This window comes from Burkholderia sp. WP42, assembly GCF_000745665.1.
GTDB classification, from domain to species: domain Bacteria; phylum Pseudomonadota; class Gammaproteobacteria; order Burkholderiales; family Burkholderiaceae; genus Burkholderia; species Burkholderia vietnamiensis.
The window spans coordinates 12,751-33,119 of sequence record NZ_JQJT01000018.1 but is presented as its reverse complement, the minus strand read 5'-3'; the positions used below and the strand labels follow the sequence as shown (position 1 = coordinate 33,119).

Annotated in this window: 15 protein-coding genes; 9 read left to right on the top strand and 6 right to left on the bottom strand. The window is 68.3% G+C overall.

What is annotated here, in order from left to right; translation table 11 throughout:
• Window position 1: 1 nt before the first annotated feature.
• Together tssJ and EX20_RS11290 are read left to right on the top strand one after the other, a co-directional pair.
• Window positions 2–481: a type VI secretion system lipoprotein TssJ gene (gene tssJ / locus EX20_RS11295; RefSeq protein ID WP_231572255.1), complete on the top strand. Its 480-nt coding sequence runs from the start codon at window positions 2–4 to the stop codon at window positions 479–481.
• A 257-nt stretch (window positions 482–738) separates the two neighbouring features.
• Window positions 739–2,004 carry an NAD(P)/FAD-dependent oxidoreductase gene (locus EX20_RS11290; protein WP_014726076.1) on the top strand — a complete coding sequence of 422 codons (1,266 nt, stop codon included), beginning with the start codon at window positions 739–741 and terminating at the stop codon, window positions 2,002–2,004.
• Between the two features lie 39 nt (window positions 2,005–2,043).
• On the opposite strand, the gene EX20_RS11285 is transcribed toward EX20_RS11290, so the two are convergent.
• Entirely contained in the window at window positions 2,044–3,477 is a 1,434-nt protein-coding gene (locus tag EX20_RS11285) for an efflux transporter outer membrane subunit (RefSeq protein WP_034193582.1), read from the bottom strand.
• Entirely contained in the window at window positions 3,474–4,523 is a 1,050-nt protein-coding gene (locus EX20_RS11280) for an HlyD family secretion protein (RefSeq protein WP_034193581.1), read from the bottom strand. Before EX20_RS11280 ends, EX20_RS11285 begins: the two co-directional genes overlap by 4 nt.
• Before the next feature lie 83 nt (window positions 4,524–4,606).
• On the opposite strand from EX20_RS11280, the gene EX20_RS11275 reads away from it, so the two are divergent.
• A complete protein-coding gene (locus tag EX20_RS11275; RefSeq protein ID WP_034193580.1) occupies window positions 4,607–6,184 on the top strand; it encodes an MFS transporter in 1,578 nt (525 codons plus the stop codon).
• 89 nt (window positions 6,185–6,273) lie between these two features.
• On the opposite strand, the gene EX20_RS11270 is transcribed toward EX20_RS11275, so the two are convergent.
• Complete coding sequence (locus EX20_RS11270; RefSeq protein WP_011880429.1) at window positions 6,274–7,254, bottom strand: alpha/beta fold hydrolase; 981 nt, start codon at window positions 7,252–7,254, stop codon at window positions 6,274–6,276.
• A gap of 407 nt (window positions 7,255–7,661) precedes the next feature.
• Here EX20_RS11270 and EX20_RS11265 point away from each other — a divergent pair, with 407 nt between their 5' ends.
• The 4 genes from EX20_RS11265 (at window position 7,662) to EX20_RS11250 (ending at window position 11,005) form a co-directional block, all read left to right on the top strand.
• On the top strand, window positions 7,662–8,087 hold the full coding sequence (locus EX20_RS11265; RefSeq protein WP_034193578.1) for a DUF3331 domain-containing protein: 426 nt from the start codon (window positions 7,662–7,664) through the stop codon (window positions 8,085–8,087).
• Between the two features lie 320 nt (window positions 8,088–8,407).
• The gene (locus tag EX20_RS11260; RefSeq protein WP_034193577.1) at window positions 8,408–10,204 is read left to right on the top strand and encodes an ATP-binding protein; all 1,797 of its coding nucleotides are present in this window, start codon (window positions 8,408–8,410) and stop codon (window positions 10,202–10,204) included.
• A gap of 191 nt (window positions 10,205–10,395) precedes the next feature.
• On the top strand, window positions 10,396–10,821 hold the full coding sequence (locus EX20_RS11255; RefSeq protein WP_050991258.1) for a DoxX family protein: 426 nt from the start codon (window positions 10,396–10,398) through the stop codon (window positions 10,819–10,821).
• Complete coding sequence (locus EX20_RS11250; RefSeq protein WP_034193576.1) at window positions 10,787–11,005, top strand: hypothetical protein; 219 nt, start codon at window positions 10,787–10,789, stop codon at window positions 11,003–11,005. Before EX20_RS11255 ends, EX20_RS11250 begins: the two co-directional genes overlap by 35 nt.
• A 218-nt stretch (window positions 11,006–11,223) precedes the next feature.
• Here the strand turns inward: EX20_RS11250 and EX20_RS11245 are convergent, their stop codons facing one another.
• Both EX20_RS11245 and EX20_RS11240 read right to left on the bottom strand, forming a co-directional pair.
• Window positions 11,224–12,132, bottom strand: coding sequence for a LysR family transcriptional regulator (locus EX20_RS11245; protein ID WP_034193575.1), 909 nt, complete (start codon window positions 12,130–12,132; stop codon window positions 11,224–11,226).
• A 351-nt stretch (window positions 12,133–12,483) separates the two neighbouring features.
• Window positions 12,484–13,299, bottom strand: coding sequence for a response regulator transcription factor (locus EX20_RS11240; RefSeq protein WP_034193574.1), 816 nt, complete (start codon window positions 13,297–13,299; stop codon window positions 12,484–12,486).
• A 988-nt stretch (window positions 13,300–14,287) separates the two neighbouring features.
• On the opposite strand from EX20_RS11240, the gene EX20_RS11235 reads away from it, so the two are divergent.
• The gene (locus EX20_RS11235; protein ID WP_034193573.1) at window positions 14,288–17,665 is read left to right on the top strand and encodes a YadA family autotransporter adhesin; all 3,378 of its coding nucleotides are present in this window, start codon (window positions 14,288–14,290) and stop codon (window positions 17,663–17,665) included.
• 306 nt (window positions 17,666–17,971) lie between these two features.
• Complete coding sequence (locus EX20_RS11230) at window positions 17,972–18,862, top strand: amino acid ABC transporter substrate-binding protein (protein WP_034193572.1); 891 nt, start codon at window positions 17,972–17,974, stop codon at window positions 18,860–18,862.
• 88 nt (window positions 18,863–18,950) lie between these two features.
• On the opposite strand, the gene EX20_RS11225 is transcribed toward EX20_RS11230, so the two are convergent.
• A complete protein-coding gene (locus tag EX20_RS11225) occupies window positions 18,951–20,342 on the bottom strand; it encodes a sensor histidine kinase (protein WP_034193571.1) in 1,392 nt (463 codons plus the stop codon).
• Between the last annotated feature and the right edge of the window lie 27 nt (window positions 20,343–20,369).

Genomic DNA, 20,369 nt, shown 5'->3' with positions numbered 1-20,369 from the left:
AATGGCCGCTGCACTGCTCTCCGGCTGCGGCATGTGGCAGTCGGCAAAGGAAACGACCGTCGACGCAACGCGCGCGGTATTCACCCGCAAGGTCAAGCAGATGAACCTCGTGATCGAGAGCCGCGCTGCGCTGAATCCGAACGAGCGGGGCCAATCATTGCCCGTCGTAGTGCGCGCTTATCAGTTGAAGGATACGAAGGCCTTTGAACAGGCATCCTACAGCCGACTGCTTGACGATGATCGTGAACTGCTGAAGGCCGATCTCGCCGGCAGCATGGAGGCCGTACTTGGGCCGGGCGCAACGGTCAAGCTGTCGGCGCCGATGGCGGACGAAGTCCAGGCGGTGGGTGTCGTGGGATTTTTCCGCGATCAGGACGGCGCCACGTGGCAATTGGTGATCCCCAAGTCCCAGTGGAAGAAAACGGACCCGGTGAAACTCATCGTGACGGGCAACCAGATTGAATTGGGCGCGAACCATTGACGATGCAGCGGATGAGCGCGGCGATTCTCGATACATCGACCATGCGAGGCGAGCGGTAGCCAATGACGAAGCATGACGAAATGAGGGAAAACGTCCAGCCACCTCGACGCTGAACCCCGCCAGCGCCCCCACCCACCCCCACCTTAATTGTTATGAACCCCGCCGCGCGCCGCGCCACCCCGGCGTACATTCGCGACTGCGGCGGCGATCATCCCACCAGCCGGCCGCGTCCCCATCGCCAACATCGGGAGCCGCGCATGAATCAGCCGCACCACATACGAATCATCGGCATGCCGCGCAGCCGCGACGCGTATGCGATCCGCGATTTCCTGCAGCGTCGCATGGTCGCGTACGACTGGTGCGAGCTCACCTCCGACGCCGACTGCACGCGCGAGCTCGGCATCGCACCGTTGCGCGACGTCCGGCTGCCGGTCGTGATCTTTCCGGACGGCTCGCGCCTGTACCAGCCGACGCTCGCGGAAATCGCCGCGCGGCTCGGCTGGGTCGCGCAGCCGCGCTTCGTCGAATACGACGTGTCGATCTACGGCGCGGGGCCGGCCGGTTTGTCGGCGGCCGTCTATGCGGCATCGGAAGGGCTGCGCGCGGTGCTGATCGAGCGCGCCGCGGTGGGCGGTCAGGCCGGCACCAGCTCGCTGATCGAGAACTACATGGGCTTCCCGGACGGCATTCCCGGCGCGGAACTCGCGGAGCGCGCGCGAGAACAGGCGACGAAGTTCGGCGTCGAACTGCTGACGATGCGCGAAGGCGTGCACGCGCGCTTCGTCGACGGCAAGATTCACGTCGATCTCGCCGATGGCTCGGTGCTCGTCGCCCGCTCGAACATCTGCGCGACCGGCATCGAATACCGCAGCCTCGGGCTGCCGGAGGAGCCCGCGTTTCTCAACGCCGGGCTGTTTTACGGCGCCGGATCGAGCGAGGCGCCGATGTGCTCCGGTGAACACGTGTTCATCGTCGGCGGCGGCAATTCGGCCGGCCAGGCCGCGATGAATTTCTCGCGCCATGCGCGCGAGGTCACGATGCTCGTGCGCGGCGCATCGCTCGCCGACACGTTGTCGCGCTATCTGATCGACCGGATCGAGCGCACGCCGAACATCACGGTGCGCTACCGGTCGGCGGTCGACGCACTGTACGGCGACGGCTGGCTCGATGCGATCGGAATACGCACGGACGACGGCCCATCCGAACGCGTGCCGGCCACGCGCCTGTTCGTCTGCATCGGCGGCGCGCCGAATACCGAATGGGCGAAGGACACCGCCATCATCCGCAATCCCGGCGGCTATCTCGTCACCGGCACCGATCTGTACGACTGTCCGGCGTTCGAACGGGGGTGGCCGCTCGAACGCCGTCCCTACTATCTCGAGACCAGCGTGCCGGGCTCGTTCGCGGCGGGCGACGTACGGTCCGGGTCGGTCAAGCGCGTCGCGTCGGCAGTCGGCGAAGGCGCGATGGCCGTGACCTTCGTGCACCGGTTTCTCGGCGAGGACGCGCACCGGCTCGCATGATGCGCGCGTGCATGTGCGCACCGCACGACGAGCGCGGCTTCACCGCGCATCGGTTTGCACCGCATCGCGCACCGCTTGCCGGCCCGCTCCCACGGGCGCCGTCCAGCCGCCACCCAGCGCACGCACGAGGCTCACCGTCGCGATCGCGAGCGCCTGCCGGCTGTGAATCAACTGGCGCCGGGCATTCAACGCGTCACGGTCCGCATCGATGACTTCCAGATAGCCGACGTAACCATGCGCATAGCGGCTCAGCGACAGCCGCGCGGCGGCATCCGTCGCGCGCACCGCGTCGCCGTAGCGCGCGATTCGCTCCCGCTGCGCGGCGATGTCGTTGAGCGCGTCCTGCACGTCGCGCAACGCGCCGATCGCAGTCGCCCGGTAGTTCGCGTCGGCAACCTCGACGCCGGCTCGCGCGGCCGCCACCGCGGCATCGCGTTTGCCGCCGTCGAACAGCGTCAGCGCGACGTTCGCGCCGAGGCTCCACAGCGAGCTGTTGCGATCGATGAAGGTGCGCAGGTCGCGGGTCGCGAAGCCGCCGTCGGCAGTCAGCGTCAGCGTCGGCAGCCACGCGGTGCGCGCGATGCCGACCTCGAGCGACGCGGCATCGACACGCCGCGCGGCCGCGAACACGTCCGGACGGCGCGCGAGCAGCGTCGACGGCAGGCCGGGCGGCACGTCCGGCACGCGAACGGGCACGGCGCTCGCCTCGAGCTCGAACGCGCTCGGGGCCATACCCGTCAGCACCGCAATGGCATCGACGAGATTCTCGCGCAAGCGCCGGCTGTCCGCGATATCGGCGCGCGCGGTATCGAGATCGGCCGACGCGCGCAGTGCGTCGAGGTCGCTCGCCGCGCCGGCCCGCACGCGGGCGGCGATCACGTCCAGCGCGGTGCGGCGCAGCCCGATCGCGCTGTCGAGCGTCGCGAGATCGTCGTCGACGTAGCGCAGCGTCAGGTAGTCGACGGCAACCTCGGTCGCCACCCGCAGCCGAACCGCATCGCGATCGGCCGCGGCCTGCAGCACGTTCTGCGCACCGACATCCGTGTCGCCGCGCAGCCGGCCCCACAGATCGACTTCGTAACTCGCGGCGACGGGCACCGACCAGTTGTGCATGGTGCGCTTCGGCAACGCGTTGTCGACGGTGCCTGATACGCGCGCGCGGCTGAACGACGGATCGGCGCGCACGCTCGGCCACAGCGCGGCGTCGCGCATGCCGAGCAGCGCTTGCGCCTGCGCGACGCGCGCGGCGGCGGCGCGCACGTCGAAGTTGCGCGCGAGCGCGGCGTCGACGAGCGAGTGCAGTTGCGGGTCGCCGAACCATGCGGGCCACGCTTGCATCGATGGCGCATGCTCGGCCGACGCGTCGGCATGCTGAAACCGGTCGTACCCGAGCGCCACCGGCGCGAGCGGCTGCGGTGCGATCGAGCACGCGCTCAACAGGCTCACGGCGAGCAGGGCGGATGCGCGCTTCATCGTGCGTCAGGGCTGCGCTGCAGCGTGACGACGACCGACAGCCCGGGCCGGATGCGCGGCTCCGTCGCCGCCGGGCCGTCGAGCAGGATCTTCACCGGCACGCGTTGCGTGACCTTCGTGAAATTGCCGGTCGCGTTGTCGGGCGGCAGCAGCGCGAACTGCGCGCCGGTCGCCGGCGACAGGCTGTCGATGCGGCCGCTGAAGGTGCGCTGCGGCAGCGCATCGAAGCGCAACTGCACGGCGTCGCCGGTGCGCACGTTGTGCAGCTGCGTCTCGCGGAAATTGGCGACGATCCACGGATGCGGCTCGACCAGCGTGAGCAGCGCCTGGCCGGGCGCGACGTGCTCGCCGGTCTCGACGGTCTTCTTGCCGACGTAGCCGTCCGACGGCGCGACGACGGTCGTATAGCCGAGCTGAAGCAGTGCGTCGCGCAGTTCGGCGTCGTTCTGGGCAGCCGCGGCATCGGCGGCCTGCGACGCGGCGAGGGCGCTGCGCCGTTGCGCGTCGGCCGCCGCGACGCGCGCCCGCGCGGACTTGCGCGCGGCATCGGCCGCGTCGAACTCCTGCTTCGACAAACCGCGCGGCGTCTCGTGGGCCAGCTCGCTGGCCCGCGCGTAATCGAGCTCGGCCTTCTCGGCATCGGCGCGCGCGGCAACGAGCGCCGCGTCGGCCTGCGCGATCAGCGCGACGGCGCGGCTCGCATCGGCGCGGGTCTGCGCGACGCGCGCGCGCTGCGCGGCGACGCGCACGTCGAAGTCGCGCCGATCGATCTGCACGAGTGCCTCGCCCGCGTGGACGAACTGGTTGTCGTCGACGAGCACACGCTCGACCGTGCCGGCCACGCGCGGCGAGATCACATGCAGGTGGCCGGTCACGTACGCATCGTCGGTGCCCAGGTCGCGCGTATCGAACGCGTACAGCAACGACCCGACGAGCAGCAGCGCGAGCACCGCGATCGCGACGATCGCCGGCGCGCGCGCACGCGACGGCGCGGGCGCAGTCGCAGCCGATGCAACGGGCGGGGTGGGGGACGGGGGCGGCGTCATGTTCGGCAAACTCCATCGTACGGGCAGGTTTCGGCGCATCGCGTTATGCTTGCGCCAGCTTGACAGGCGGGAGCCGCTCGACGATGAACACCACGTTCGCCCCCGGTAGTGCCGCGGCGCCGGCTGTCGGCCCCGCTTCCGACATCCCGACGTTTCGTTCGATCGCGGCGATCGCGGCCGTGCTGCTCGGCGCGATCATCGCGACGCTGACGTCGCGCATCACGTCGCTCGGCCTCGCCGACGTGCGCGGCGCGCTCGGCGCGGGCTTCGACGAAGGCGCGTGGATCAACACCGCATTCACCGCATCGCAGATGTTCGTCGGGCCGCTCGCGATCGCGGCCGCGTTCCTGTTCGGCACACGCCGCGTGCTGCTCGCAGGCGCCGCGGTGTTTCTGTGCGCGGAGACCGCGCTGCCGTTGTGCACGCAGTTCGGCGCATTCATCGTGTGCCAGGCGATCGCCGGGCTCGCGTCGGGCGTGTTCGTCCCGCTGACGATCGGCTTCGTCGTGCGCACGCTGCCGCCGCGGCTGATTCCGTTCGGCATCGCCGCGTACGCGATGAATCTCGAGATGTCGCTGAACCTGTCGGCCACGCTCGAAGGCTGGTACAGCGAACACCTGAGCTGGCGCTGGCTGTTCTGGCAGAACGCGGCGCTGACCGTGCCGTTCATCGCGTGCCTGATGGTGTCGCTCGCCGACGAGCCGGTCCGCCGCTTCGCATCCGGCATCGACGCGCGCGGCATGCTGCTCGGCGCCGGCGGCTTCACGTGCCTGTGCATCGCGCTCGACCAGGGCGAGCGGCTGTTCTGGCTGCAGTCGCCGCTGATCGTCGCGCTGCTCGCAATCGGCACGCTGATGATCGCCGCATTCCTGATTCACGAGCTGGTGTCGCCGCACGCGGGCATCGATCTGAGCTATCTCGTGCGCCCCAACATCGCATTGCTGATCGTGCTGGTCGGCCTCGTGCGCTTCACCGTGCTGAACACGAGCTTCATCCCGTCGCTGTTCCTGGCGAGCACCTACGGGCTGCGTCCGCTGCAGATCGGCGATACGCTGCACTGGATCGCGATACCGCAACTGTTGTTCGCGCCGTGCGTCGCGCTGCTGCTGCAACGCGTCGATCCGCGCCGGCTGATCGTCGCCGGGTTCGTGACGGTGGCGATCGCGTTCGCGCTCGGCGCGCAGCTCACGCCGGTGTGGGCCGAGCCCGACTTCGTTCCGTCGCAATTGCTGCAGGCGCTCGGGCAGACGATGGCGCTCACGTCGGTCATCGTGTTCTTCGGCCGGCACGTGACGGCCGAGCATGCGCTGACGTTCGGCGCGGTCGTGCAGACGACGCGTCTGCTGAGCGGTCAGCTCGGCACGACGGCCATTGCGGTGATCCAGCGTATCAGGGAGGCAACCCATTCGAATCTCGTCGGTCTGCACGTATCGCTGTCCGATCCGGAGACGCTCGAGCGGCTGCGGGCCGGGGCGGCGTCGCTGGTGGCGCACGGCGCGACGTTCGCGACCGGCAACCAGGCCACCTACGCGCTCGTCGATCGCGCGGTGCGCGTGCAGGCCACCACGCTTGCACTCACCGACAACTTCCGCGTCGCGATGGCGTTCGCGCTCGTCGGCGCCGCGATCGGCCTGGTGCTGCGCCCGGCGCGTGCGCCGTGAGCGCGCGGCCGCGCATCTGAAAATTCCTGAAAAAATCTGTGGCGGCGTGCGTCGTCGCGGCGGGTTCGCCGCCGCGACGGACGTCACGCTTACGCCTGCAGGAACGCGAGCAGCTCCGCGTTGATGCGATCGGCGTTGACGACGCACATCCCGTGGGCGCCGCCTTCGATCACCTTCAGCACCGCGTGCTTGACGATCTTCGACGACAGCCGGGCCGAATCGTCGATCGGCACGATCTGGTCGTCGTCGCCGTGCAGCACGAGCGTCGGCACGTCGAACTTCTTCAGGTCGTCCGTGTAGTCGACTTCGGAGAACTCCTTCACGCACAGATACTGGCCGTGGATGCCGCCCATCATGCCCTGCGACCAGAACGCGTCGATCGTGCCTTGCGACACCTTCGCGTTCGGACGGTTGTAGCCGAAGAACGGCACCGCGAGATCCTTGTAGAACTGCGAGCGATTCTCCGCGACGTTCTTGCGGATGCCGTCGAACACGTCCATCGGCAGGCCGCCCGGATTGGTCGGCGACTTCACCATCTGCGGCGGCACCGCGCCGATCAGCACGGCCTTCGACACGCGCTTCGTGCCGTGGCGGCCGATGTAGCGCGCGACTTCGCCGCCGCCGGTGGAGTGGCCGACGAGCGTCGCTTCGCGCACGTCGAGCGCGTCGAGCAGCGCGGCGAGATCGTCCGCGTACGTGTTCATGTCGTTGCCGTGCGACGGCTGGCTCGACCGGCCATGGCCACGGCGGTCGTGCGCGATCACGCGATAGCCGTGCTGCACGAGGAACAGCATCTGCGCATCCCACGCGTCGGCGCACAAGGGCCAGCCGTGCGAGAACACGACCGGGCGACCCGCGCCCCAGTCCTTGAAGTAAATCTGCGTGCCGTCTTTCGTGGTGATCGTGTTCATCGTATGAGCTCCTGGGTGGGCTGAAGAGGCGTTGCCGGCCGGCTTGCCGGCCGCGGCCGCCATCGTGGGCAGCGCGGCTGCCGCAACGGCCGTGGCCCCCGCAAGCAGCATGTCGCGGCGGCGCGCCGACGGTACGGCATCGGTCTGTTCGGGATGCATCTGGACTCCTGGGGTATGCGGCGGCGTTGCCGCACGGGATGGTGAATCGGTGCGACCGGCCTCCGCCATCCCGTCGTGCGGCCGGTCTGCGCCGCCACGTGCCGGCCGACGCGGCGCGGACGAGCGAATGCCGTCAGGAGCGTATCCCGGCGCCGCGAGCGCCGTACTGAAATCCGGCTGAATTTTCTTGAACGCGCCCGCGTGCGAGCGGGAGGCCGCGCTGCAGAACAATTCAGTCCGTCACCGAGACTCTTCAGCGGACGGCGACTATCGTCGACATCGGGCCGCCCGGCGCACGTCGCGTCGGCTGGCGTCGGCCGCAGCCCGCGCCGCGCGACGCGAACGAGCCCGGATCGCCCGGATCACCGAATCGCGGGCCCGCCCGTTACTTGCCTGGATATGCCGCCATGGACGCGTTCACTCGTTGGGAGCTGATGATCACATCGCTCGGGCCGTCGCCCGTCGCGGGGCTGCGGCCGATGCCGCGCACCGCGCAGACGGACGGCCGCAGCCGCCTTCATCGGGACGACCCGCCGATCCCGTCGAGCGGCGACGCGCGGCGCCGCAGCGCGATCATCGCCGCCGAACGGCAGACCGATTCGTCGGTGCTGGTGTCGTGGAGCGACTCGACCCACTGCCGCTACGACGAGCAGCGCTGGATCAGCGCGAAGGCGCGCTCGCGCGGCCGCTGCGCGCTGACCGGGCTGCCGATCACGACCGGCGACGCGATCTACAAGCCGCAATGGCGCGGCGCGAAGCGCCCGGCGAACTGCCGCGAGATGATCCTCGCGGCGGCGCTCGACCGCTTCGCCGTGCGGCAGCCGCACGCGTGACGCGACGCTGGGGAGCCGATCGACCGGTATTCGTTGGACGAATAAAAATCGGCATTCGGCCGAATGCCTTTTCATCGCATATTGGCCGATAAATTCATCGACGCAACCCCGCTTTCATGCGTGAAACGCACCTGCGCGGGGCGCTGGCCGATTCGGCGAATCCAATACCGGTATTTACCAATTTCCGGTCATTTCAAAAAATGCGATCGTTCCATTCGGATAATTTGAATCATTCGATCATGCAAATACCGTAGCATTGACGCCGGATACGCGCGCTGCCCCCGCGGCGCGCGGTTGACCGTCACCAACGCGAAATTCTCATGATCCGGATTGGAACACTTCACGTTTTTCTCGACAGACGTGAAATTCGTTCGAACGGCACGCTGCTGCGTATCGGCAGCCGCGCATTCGAAATTCTCGAATTATTGATTCGGGCGGACGGGGCGCTGGTATCGAAAGATGAAATCATGCAGCGCGTCTGGCCGCATACCGTGGTCGAAGAAAACAACTTGCAGGTGCATATCGCGTCGCTGCGCAAGGCGCTGGCCGCCGACCGCAACCTGATCGTGACGGTGCCGGGCCGCGGCTACCGGCTGGTGGTCGAGCGGGACGGCGCCGAGCCGCCGGTGCGCACGGAGACGCTGCGCCCGGCCATGGTGCCCGGTGCGCTGTTCGGTCGCGAAACGATGCTGGCCGACGTGCAGGCCGCGCTGCAAGTCGCGCGCGTCGTCACGCTGGTGGGCGCCGGCGGGATCGGCAAGACGCGCGTCGCGATCGAGGCGGCCGCGCGTGCGGAAGAGCGGTTCCCGGAAGGGACGGTGTTCGTGTCGCTGGCCACGGTGGCCTGCTCGAACTTCGTGCCCGACGCGCTTGCCAGCGCGTTCGGCATCGCGCAGCCGGCCGGCTCGCTGACGCTCGAAGCCGTGCTGGCCAGTGTCGCGCGGCGCCGGATGCTGCTCGTGCTCGACAATTGCGAACACCTGCTCGACGACGCCGCCCGGATCGCGAGCGCGCTGACCGATGCCGACGACGGGCTGAGCGTGCTCGCGACCAGCCGCGAGGCGCTGCGCATCCATGGCGAGCGCGTGTGCCCGGTGCCGCCGCTCGACGTGCCCGCTGCCGACGCCGACCCGCGCGATACGATGAACGCGAGCGCCGTGCAGTTGTTCGCGGCGCGCGCGCGTGCGGCCGATCCGCGCTTTCCGCTGGATGAACGCAGCCTCGCGCTGATGGCATCGGTGTGTCGCCGGCTCGACGGGCTGCCGCTCGCGATCGAGCTGGCGGCCGCGCGCGCCGCCGTGCTCGGCATCGACGTGCTGGCCGCGCATCTCGACGATCACTTCAGGCTGCTGACCGGCGGCTTTCGCACGGCGTTGCCGCGCCACCAGACGCTGCAGGCGATGTACGACTGGAGCTACCGGCTGCTCGGCGACGACGAGCAGCTGCTGTTGCGCTGGCTCGGCGTGTTCCGCGACAGCTTCACGATCGAGGCCGTGCGCGAGGTCGTCGGCGCGAACGGGCCGGCCGGCACCGATCTGCTCGATACGATCGCCGGCCTCGTGTCGAAGTCGCTGCTGATCCTCGAGACCTCGCAAGGCGGCCCGCGCTACCGGCTGCTCACGACCACCCGCGCCTATGCACGGCAGCAGCTCGAGGCGCACGGCGAGTATGCGGCCGCGGCGCGCTCGCATCTGTGTTACTTCCTCAAGTTGTTCAGGCACGCGCCCGGCGGGCGCGGCAACGGCGCGGGCGGCAGCGTGCGGCTCGAAGTCGTGCGGCGCGAGCTCGGCAACCTGCGCGCCGCGCTCGACTGGGCATTCTCGACGGGCGGTGACCGCGCGCTCGGCATCGACCTCGCCGCGGTGGCGGTGCCGTGCCTGTTCGACCTGTCGCTCGTCGACGAATGCCGCGAGCGCGCGCGCGTGGCGCTCGACGCGATGCAGGAGGCCGACGTGACGCCGGCCTGCGCCAATGCGCGCGTGCGCTTGCTCGCCGCGTACGCGGCGGCGCTCGCCCATACCGGCGGCTCGACGCAGGCCGCACATCACGCATGGTTGCAGGTGCATCGCCTCGGCCACGATGCGCTCGACGCCGACGCGCAGTCGCGCGAACCGTAACGCCGCGCAGGCTTCAGAACGTTTCAGTCCGGCTACAGGACGGCACCGGTTCGCGCGCGTAGATTGTGCGAACGGCGCACGCAGGCCGCATGTCGGCGTGCGTGCCGCGATCGCCTGCGCTCGCTTGCGGTGGCGTGACGCCACCGAACGGGCGCATCGGCGCTCCATCCGCCCATCCGGACGACCGTTACATGAATCCTGCTCAACCCGCTCCCGCTCCCGCCTCGGCCCGCATGGCCGTCGATCTCGGCCTGCTGTTCCTGCGCGTCAGCGCAAGCCTGCTGTTGCTCGTCGTGCACGGCTTGCCGAAGCTCGTCCACTACACGGCCGAAGCGGCCGCGATCGAGGACCCGTTCCATCTCGGGCGCACGCTGTCGATCCTGTTCGCGATCTTCGCGGAAGTCGTGTGTCCGATCTTCATGATCGTCGGCCTGTGGCCGAGGCTCGCCGCGTTGCCGGTGATGATCATCACCGTCGTCGCGCTGGTGTTCGTGCATCCCGACTGGTCGCTGCGCGACGGGCAGTTCGCGTGGATGCTGCTGATCCTGTTCGGTACGATCGCGATCGCCGGCGCCGGCCGCTATGCGCTGCCGCGCATCCCGCTTCGGCGCGCGTAGCGCGAGCGCAGGCGCGGCCGGCCTGCGCCCGTTGACCTTCGCCGCGTCGCCGGACGGCCTGGCGAAACATATCGCCGCCGAGGAGCGGATGCTGGTTCCGCCGGCCGAGAAGACCCACGCGTCGTTCAGCCCGATCGGGTGGCTCGAGAAGCAGATGAAGCGCCTGCACGATACGCTCGGCTGACGCTGGCAAGGTCGCGCGGCGCTGTCGGCCGGGCGCAAGCGGGAGCTGAGAGCAGCGTGATGCAGCCGGGGCAGAGGCCACGCCGATCGAAGCCATGAGCGGCGTGTCAGACGATCGGCACGGGGCGCACGAGGCCGTGCGTGGAAGCGGGCGTGGTCGCGCATCATGCGTGCCCCGCAGGGCGAACGCGCCCGCGTGCGGGCCGTGGAACGGCAGCGTCAGTGCGGCGCCGTGAAGCAATCGACGAGGTCGGGTTTGTCGAGTTGCTCGACCCACCAGTGCAGTGCGCGTCCGGCTTCGTCGCCGCGCCATGCGAGATAGCAGTGCGTGGTGTCGCGCATGCCCGTCACCTCGCGCGCGACGAGCTTGCCGCTGGCGATCGCGGGCGCCGCGATGCATTCCGGCAGCGTGCCGACCGCGAGGCCCGCGCATTGCGCCTCCAGTTTGGCGGTGAGCGTCGGCACGGCGAGGTACGGCTGGCCGGGGTCGATCCCGATCGACTGCGGCTGCAATTCGCGCGACGTATCGCTGATCACCGCGCCGCGATACTGGACCACCGAGGCCATCGACAGCGGTTCGGGCAGTGCGGCGAGCGGATGCGATGGCGCGACCGCGAACACGTGCTTGAGCGAGCCGATCGGCCGCGCGATGATGTCCGGCAGCTCGGGCGGCTCGCCGGCCGCGCCGACCACGAGATCGGCGCGACGCGAAATCAGCGCGTCCCACGCGCCGCCGAGCACTTCGGTCGACAGCCGCAGCCGCGTGTCCATGCCGAGCGCATAGAAGCGATGGACGTACGGCCACAGCGAGTCGAACGGCAGGATTTCGTCGATGCAGACGCGCACTTCCGTTTCCCAGCCCTGTTGCACGCGCAGCGCCTTCAGCTCGAGTTGTTCGGCCGCGCGCAAGAGGCGCCGGCCTTCCTCGACGACGACGCGGCCCGCATGCGTGAGCTTCGCGCGTCGTCCGCTGCGGTCGAACAGCGCGATGCCGAGGTCGCTCTCGAGTTTCTGCACTTGATAGGTCAGCGCGGACGGCACGCGGTGCAGCAGCTCCGCCGCTTCGGCAAACGTGCCGGTGCGGTCGATCGCGTCCAGGGCTTCGAGCGCTTCGAATGACAGCTTCATCGCGGGTTCCGGTAGAGAGGCTGGCGTATGGTACCAGCGCCAGCGCGGCGCGGGCAGCATGGGTCGTCGCGATTCGCAGGGCTGGTGCGCGTCGTCGTCGGCTCGCTGGCGCGGCTTGTGACGGCTCGCGGGTTGGACACTTCTTCATACGACTTCGTTCGGCCGATGGCAGGCGTAGGTGCGCACGACGAGCTATGCCAACGGCGCTTCGCGATGAAAGTCGCCAACTTGTTCGAGCGTCTCGCCGTGAGCGGCTATCACTCGTTCGCGGTGTGAGGATTCGGCAATGCCCGCACGGGCTGCCAAGCGCGAAACAGGGCGGGGCAGCCGCAGCCGTCGTTGCCGCCGCGGTTACGCGTCGCGTTCCCGCTTGCGGCCGGTCGCGGGCGCGGCCGCGACGCGCTGCCTGCGCCATTCGGTCGGCGTGATGCCGAACCGTTCGCGGAACGCGGTGGCGAAATTCGCGGGCGTCGCAAAGCCGATCTCCTTCGCGATGCTGGCGATGCTGAGCGACGTCGAATCCAGCAGATCGCGCGCGACGCGCAGCCGCTCGTGGCGCACGTATTCGAACACCGTCTGTCCGAGATTGTCGCGAAACGCGCGCGACAGGCGCTTCTCGTGCGTACCGACCGCGCGTGCCAGTTGCTCCACCGTCGGCGGCTCGTGCAGTGAACGCGACAGGTGGCGGATCGCCGCGCGCACGATGATGCCGTCGTCCCTGCCGGCCGCAGCCACGGCGGGCGCGTCCGATGCCTCGTCCGGCAGCGGGCGCCTCATCCGCATCAGCTGCACTCGGATCCGCGCGATGACTTCGGCCGGCTCGAACGGCTTGACGACGTAATCGACGCCGCCGATCTCGAGCCCTTCGATGCGCTCGTGCAGTTCGCCGGCCACCGTCAGGAAGATCACCGGGATCGCGCTCGTCAGCGGATCGGCCGCCAGCCGCCGACACGCGGTGAACCCGTCCATGCGCGGCATCCGCACGTCCATCAGCACGAGGTCGGGCAACAACGCCTGCGCGCGCTGGCACGCCTGCAAGCCGTCGTGCGCGATGCTGATCCGGCACCCGGTGTCGCGCAGAAGGTCGACCAGCAGACGCAACTGGTCGGGCTGATCGTCGGCGATCAGGATATGGGCATTGCTCAATACGGATGTCGAGGGCTGCATCGTTTACCTGTTCGGGAAGTGCCGCGGGCTGCGTTGCCGTGCGTATCGATTCCATTGCGGGAAAATCGTCGGAAGCTGCGACATGGCTTCACGAACGGGCGCGGCACGCGCGCATCGACAAACAGAGTCGGCCGGTCTGCACGGCAGGCAGTATCTCGGCCCAATACCCGGCGTTGTCTCTTTCTATTGCTGACGCGATAAAGCGGCAGATCATGGTCGCGACCGGAATCGATGCGAATGGGATTGTAGGGGGAGATTCGAATCCTCACCAGCATAACGGCATGGATTATTCGGACGCGTGGCGAAAGTGCCGCAGGAAGGTTTTCCGGTTTTACGTTTTTTAACTTGATTGCGTTTCCCTCGGATTCGCTCTGGCAAAGCATTTGTCCGCTTCAGAAAACATTTTTATTGGTCGCGGAAATGCGCAATCGTTTGCGCATACCGTTTTTATAATGTAAGTCATTGAAAATACAGGATTTGTCATTTTATAAAGAATGACATCTTCTCGAACGCAAGGTGCTGTCCCATAATTCGTCCGAACTTTGGATGGCGAATCGATTCACCGGATCGGTCGGTCTGACAAAGAAGTCCGGCGCTGAGGAAACCAAATCGGTTTCGCTAATCGATGTGTACCACGATACATATTCGGCGCGGCAATCTTCGCATCTGCATTAGCGGTGCAGAACGAATTGCCTTGGTAACAATGTGTCGCGTAAAGCAGTCGGTCGGGGCGCGACGGACGAAATAGAAAAAACGGGGTTAGTCGCGCCGCGCGGTGCGTCCCATTCGGATTGTCAATTGCAGCAGGCTGAATCGCGAGAATCGGCCGGGACGAACTCGTCCATAACCTGAACTTCGCATTACTGAGGTTTTGGTAAATGGCGAAACACGGCCCGGTGCGCCGCCCGAGCAACGAGAAGTCGGATTCGACGGTGTGAATGAACGTAAGTAGTCCATAAACCATAAGCCATATATAACGGAGCAGAAAATGCAGAGGAACCAGATCTCGGCGCTCGTCGCCGCCATGTTCGCAAGCGCAGGTGTGCTGGTCGCGGGGGCTGCCCACGCCGACAACTTCGTCGACCGCGGCAATCCGGACAACGCGTTGACCGGGCAATGCATCGACGGCACGAACCCGTTGTGCGTCGCGACGAAGAGCGGCACGTACGTCGCGACCAGCAGCACGAACTTCACGTCGGGCGCGAACGCCAAGGCCGGTTCCAGCGGCATCGCGATCGGCGACCAGTCGAATGCGGGCAGCCAGGGCGGCTCGAGCAGCGGCGGCGGTATTGCGATCGGCGTCGGCGCGCAGGCGCTCGCGAACTCGGCGACCGCGATCGGCACGGTGGCGCTCGCGCAAGGCAACACGGCGCTCGCGGTGGGCCGCCAGTCGGCCGCGATCGGCGACTACTCGATGGCGCTGGGCAACGTCGCCGACGCGCACGGCACGAGCTCCATCGCGCTCGGTCACTCGGCGCTGGCGAGCGGCGATCGTTCGATTGCGATCGGCGGCGCGAATCCGACCACCAGCGACGGCGTCTCGAACGGCGCTTCCTACGACGCGGCGACGCAGACACGTGCGGGCGGCACGCAGTCGGTCGCGATCGGCGCGGGCGCGCAGACGAACGACAACAACCAGGTGGCCATTGGCTCCGGCAGCATCGGTGTGAACAACGGCGGTACGCCCGTGTTCGGCGGCACCGCGGCGCCGGTCGGCGGCGCGGTGTCGTTCGGTTCGGTCGGCCATGAACGGCAGATCCGCAACGTCGCGGCCGGCGCGGCCGATACGGACGCGGTGAACGTCGAGCAGCTGAAGAACGTCAACGGTACGCTGAGCACCGGCATCGCGAACGTCGATGCGCGCGTGACCTCCGTCGGCAATACGCTGTCGACGTCGATCGCCAGCGTCGACCAGCGCGTGACCAATGTCGGCAACAGCCTGAGCACCAGCATCGTCACCGCGACGCAGAACGTCGTCAAATACACCGACGATTCGCATGCGGCGATCGCGCTCGACGGCGCGAGCGGCACGACGATCAGCGGGCTCGCGGCCGGCGTTGCCGATACCGACGCGGTGAACGTCGGGCAACTGAAGGGCACCGTCGCGCCGCTGCAGACGTCGCTGTCGACCGCGGTCGGGAACATCACGAACCTGCAGAACAACGTGAACGGCCTGAGCGCGTCGCTGAGCACCGCGGCGTCGAACATCGGCGGCCTGCAGGCGGCCGACGCGCGCAACGTGAAGTACGACGGCGCGAGCGGCTTCGATTCGGTCACGTTCGCCGGCCCGAACGGCACGACGCTGCACAACGTCGCGGACGGCGTGGCCGCGAACGACGCGGTCAACGTCGGCCAGCTCGGCAAGGCGACCGATACGCTGAACCAGTCGATCGCCAACGTCGGCAACAGCGTGACGAAGCTCGGCGATCAGGTGAACGTGAACACCGGCAATATCGCCGCGCTGCAACAGGACGCGCTGCAATGGAACGCGGGCCTCGGCACCTATGACGCGAGCCACGGCGGCAACGGGCCGCAGCGCATCGGCAACCTCGCGGCCGGCCGCGACGGCACCGATGCGGTGAACGTCGATCAGCTGAATGCGGCGATCCACGACGGCACGAGCCAGCTCGACGCGCTCGCGGTGAAGTACGACGATGCGAGCAAGCGCCAGGTGTCGCTCGGCGCGGGCAACGGCGGCGTGCCGGTGCGCGTGACCAACGTCGCGGAAGGCAGCGTGTCGGCCGGCAGCACGGACGCGGTCAACGGCGCACAGTTGCGCCGCGCGACCGACGCCACGGCGGCCGCGCTCGGCGGCGGCGCAACGGCGAATGCCGACGGCTCGCTCGGCGCGCCGTCGTACCGGGTCGGCGGCGACGCGTTCAACAACGTCGGCGACGCGCTGACGAACCTCGACGGCCGCGTCGGCAGCAACACGACGACGCTCGAGAATCACGAAACGCGCCTCGGCGACGCCGAAACCCATATCGCCGGCAATACGACCGCGATCGCCGGGTTGCAGAAGGACGCGCTGCAGTTCGACCCGACGCTCGGCGCCTACAGCGCCGCACGCGACGGCGCGCCGACGCAGCTGACCAACGTCGCCGACGGCCGGATCGCGGCCGGCAGCACGGATGCGGTCAACGGTGGCCAGCTGTACGGCGTGAAGACCGATCTCGAGCAGCAGATCACCCAGGTGTCGAACCAGACCGGCGAGGCCGTGAAGAACGTCGTCAAGTACGACGTCGACGGCAACGGCAACCGGCTGAACTCGGTGTCGCTGGTCGGCGGCAACGCCAACGCGGCGGTCGTGCTGAAGAACGTCGCGGCGGGCACCGACGATACGGACGCGGTGAACGTGAAGCAGCTGAAGTCAGTGCAGTCGAACCTCGACCAGCTCGGCGCGCTCGCGGTGCAGTACGACGATGCGTCGAAGAGCTCGATCACGCTCGGCGGCGCGGGCGGCACGCGCATCACCAACGTGAAGGCCGGCGCGCTCAATGCGACCAGCACCGACGCGGTGAACGGCTCGCAACTGTACGCGACGAACCAGCAGGTCGCGCAGAACACGACCGACATCTCGAACCTGCAGAGCAACGTGACCAACATCGCGAACGGCCGGGCCGGGCTCGTGCAGCAGCAGGACGCGAACGGCGCGATCACGGTCGGCAAGGACTCGGGCGGCACGAGCGTGAACTTCGCCGGCACGTCGGGCGACCGCGTGCTGAGCGGCGTCGCGGCCGGCGTGAACGCGAACGACGCGGTCAACATGGCGCAGTTCAACAGCGCGCTGAACACCGCGGCGGCCAACGACCGGATCCGTGCGGCGGCGACCGATGCGAACACCACGTGGATCGCGCGTGCCGATGCCGGTTCGATCGGCTCGACGGCGACCGCGACCGGCAAGAACGCGGTGGCGGTCGGGCAGGGCTCGGTGGCCGATCGCGACAATTCGTTCTCGGTCGGCGCGCAGGGCAACGAGCGGCAGATCACCAACGTCGCGGCCGGCACGGCGCCGACCGACGCGGTGAACGTGCAGCAGCTGAACGACAACCTGAACGCTGCGTCGACGCAGGCGAAGGGCTACACCGATCAGCGCGTCGGACAGGTGTACAACGCGTTCAACGATCTGAAGAAAGACATGTACGGCGGCGTTGCCTCGGCGATGGCCGTGGCCGGCTTGCCGCAGCCGACCGGCGCGGGGCGCTCGATGGTGTCGGCGGCGACGTCGAACTATCACGGGCAGCAAGGGTTCGCGGCCGGTTATTCGTACGTGACGGAGAGCAACCGCTGGGTCGTCAAGGCGTCGGTGACGGGCAATACGCGCTCCGACTTCGGTGCGGTCGTGGGCGCCGGCTACCAGTTCTGATGCGGGCGCGAGCCCGTTGAACGGCGGCGCGCGGCGGGCAGGCGGGATGCCCGGCGCGTGCGCGGCCCGAGGTCGTCGATCGACCTCGGGCCGTTTGCATTGTCGCTCGGGAAAATCCGGACGGCCCTGCGCCACGGCGCCGCCGCGCCGTTGACTTGCGTCAAGGGCACGCGAGGGGCGGCGCCTACAGTGAATTCACGTCGGGTCTCGAACACGCGCGGCGACGGCTGCGGAATGCGTTCCGCCCGTCGCCGCACGGCTCGCGACACCGCGCCTGCGGGGTGCCCATCGTGGAAAGGGGGAGTCATGAGACATCGGTCCTTTGCCGTGCTCGCCACATTGCTCGCGGCGTGCGTCGCGTCGACGGCCGCATGCGCGCAGACGCTCGACAAGATCTCGCGCTCCGGCCGGATCGTCGTGTCGTACCGCGAAGCCGCGGTGCCGTTCAGCTATCTGCTGACGCCGCACAAGGCCGTCGGCTTTTCGGTCGACGTGACCGAGGCCATCGTCGACGACGTCCGCAAGACGCTGCGCAGGCCCGACCTGCGGGTCGCCTACGTGCCGGTGACCGGACAGAACCGCATTCCGCTGCTGGTCGATGGCAGCTACGACCTCGAATGCGGATCGACGACCAATACGTCGGCGCGCGGCAAGGACGTCGCGTTCTCGATCAACTACTTCTATGCTGGCACGCGGCTGATGGCGAAGCGCGCGTCGCACATCGGCGACTACGCGGACCTTGCGCACCAGGCCGTCGCGACGGTTGCCGGAAGCACGAACGAGAAGACGTTGCGGCGCGAACTCGCCGCGCGGCACATCGATGCCGACGTGGTGCTCGCGAAGGACTATGCGGATGCACTGCAGATGGTCGCGACCGACAAGGTCGCCGCGCTCGCGCTCGACGACGTTCTGCTGTACGGACTGCGGGCGAATGCCGACGATCCCGGCAGTTGGGTCGTCGCCGGCGACGCGCTGCAGGTCGAGCCTTACGCATGCATGGTGCGCAAGGACGATCCAGCGTTCAAGCGGCTCGTCGACGGCACGCTCACGCGGCTCATCAGAAGCGGCGAGTTCGCGCGGCTCTATGCGAAGTGGTTCGAATCGCCGATTCCGCCGCGCGGCGCGAATCTCGACATGCCGATGAGCGCGACGCTGAAGGCGAATCTCGTCACGCGCAGCGATCGGCCGGCCCAATGATCGACGACGAAGGCGACGTGCGCGCAGCGGTCGAACGCGCAACTGCCGCTACGCTCGCCTCACCGTCATGAACGGCCTCCGGTGTGCGCTAGCGGCGCGACAACGACGACAGGTGAACGACGAGTTCCTGCCCGCCGGTGGCGAGCGTCTTCCAGTCGGCGTCGCCGCCGATCGTCGCGACCTGCTCGCGTATCGCGAACAGCGCCGGAGGGCGCTGCCGGTCGACGAAGGCGTCGTCGAGCGCGCCGTCCTCCCGGATCGTCAACCTGACGAAACCGCTGGCCTGCCGCAACTGCACGCCGATGCGCGCAACGGGCACGCGCAGCCGCGCGGATTCGAGCGCATCGCGTGCGATCCGATAAAGCACCGACGCGGCCGCATCGTCCACCACGGTCGCGCTGAGGTCGGTGTCGATCTTCACGCCGTATCGGGCGAACAGATCCTGCGCGAGCCACTCGAGCGTGGCGGCGAGCCCGAACTCGTCGAGCATCGGCGGCCTGAGGTCGGCGGTAAGTTGCCGCACGTGCGCGGCGAGATGGTCCAGATGCGCGTCGATCTTCCGGCTGGCTTCGTTCGCGGTTCCGTCTTGCTGCATCAACTGAGCATAACGTGCGTTCAGCGCGGCGATCTCGATCTTCAACGCGTCGAGCGGTTGTGCGAGCCCTTCGTGAAGCTCGCGGGCAACGCGTGCGAATTCGGCCTCGCGCTCACGCTGCACGCCGCGCGCGAGCTCGCGCAACGCATGGCGCGATTCGCGCAGCTCGCGCTCGGTCGCATTGCGGCGCGTGACGTCGTGGAACGTCAACAGCACCGGCGCATGAACTGCGTCGCTCGATACGGTCGCCAACACGTCGACGTCGCGGGTCCGACCGTCGCGGCGCGTGAGGACGCCAGCCGTCGGCTCGGTCCGCCCGTGCGGCGCGACTGGCGCCATCGCCAGTTGTCGACGCACGCCTTTCAGGCCGTCCGCGTCGAGCCACGCGGATGCCGCGGTGGCGACCACGTCCGCCGGCGCGAGCGCGCCGAGCAGCGCGAGGCATGCGTCGTTCACCCCGACGATCACGCCGTCGCGCATCAGCCACGTCGCAACGGGGTTGTGTTCGGCACATGCGCGCGGGTGCGCGGCGCGCGCCGGCGATGCGTCGATGGCGCGAACGCACGCCGCGATGCCGGCGGCGTTTGCGAGCGGTGCCGAGTCCGGTTCGATACGGCGCGCGTGCTCTGTTTCAGCGGATCGACACGTCGCGATGGTAGGGTGGACCGGCATGCGCGCGCTGCGTCCGACCATGCGTTCGGCTGCCGGATTGAACAGAACGACGTGATCGCGATTGCTGGACGCGACGGGCGTATCGCACGCGGCATTCGTCTGATGGTCCGTGGCGGCGACGCGCTGCATTTTGCAGAAAACCCAGGCCCAGGTTCCGAGCGTGACGAACAGCCCGGCGACGGTCAATACGTCCATCGAATCGTTGTGCATCATCTTCGCGAGTCTCCGAGTGTCAAATAT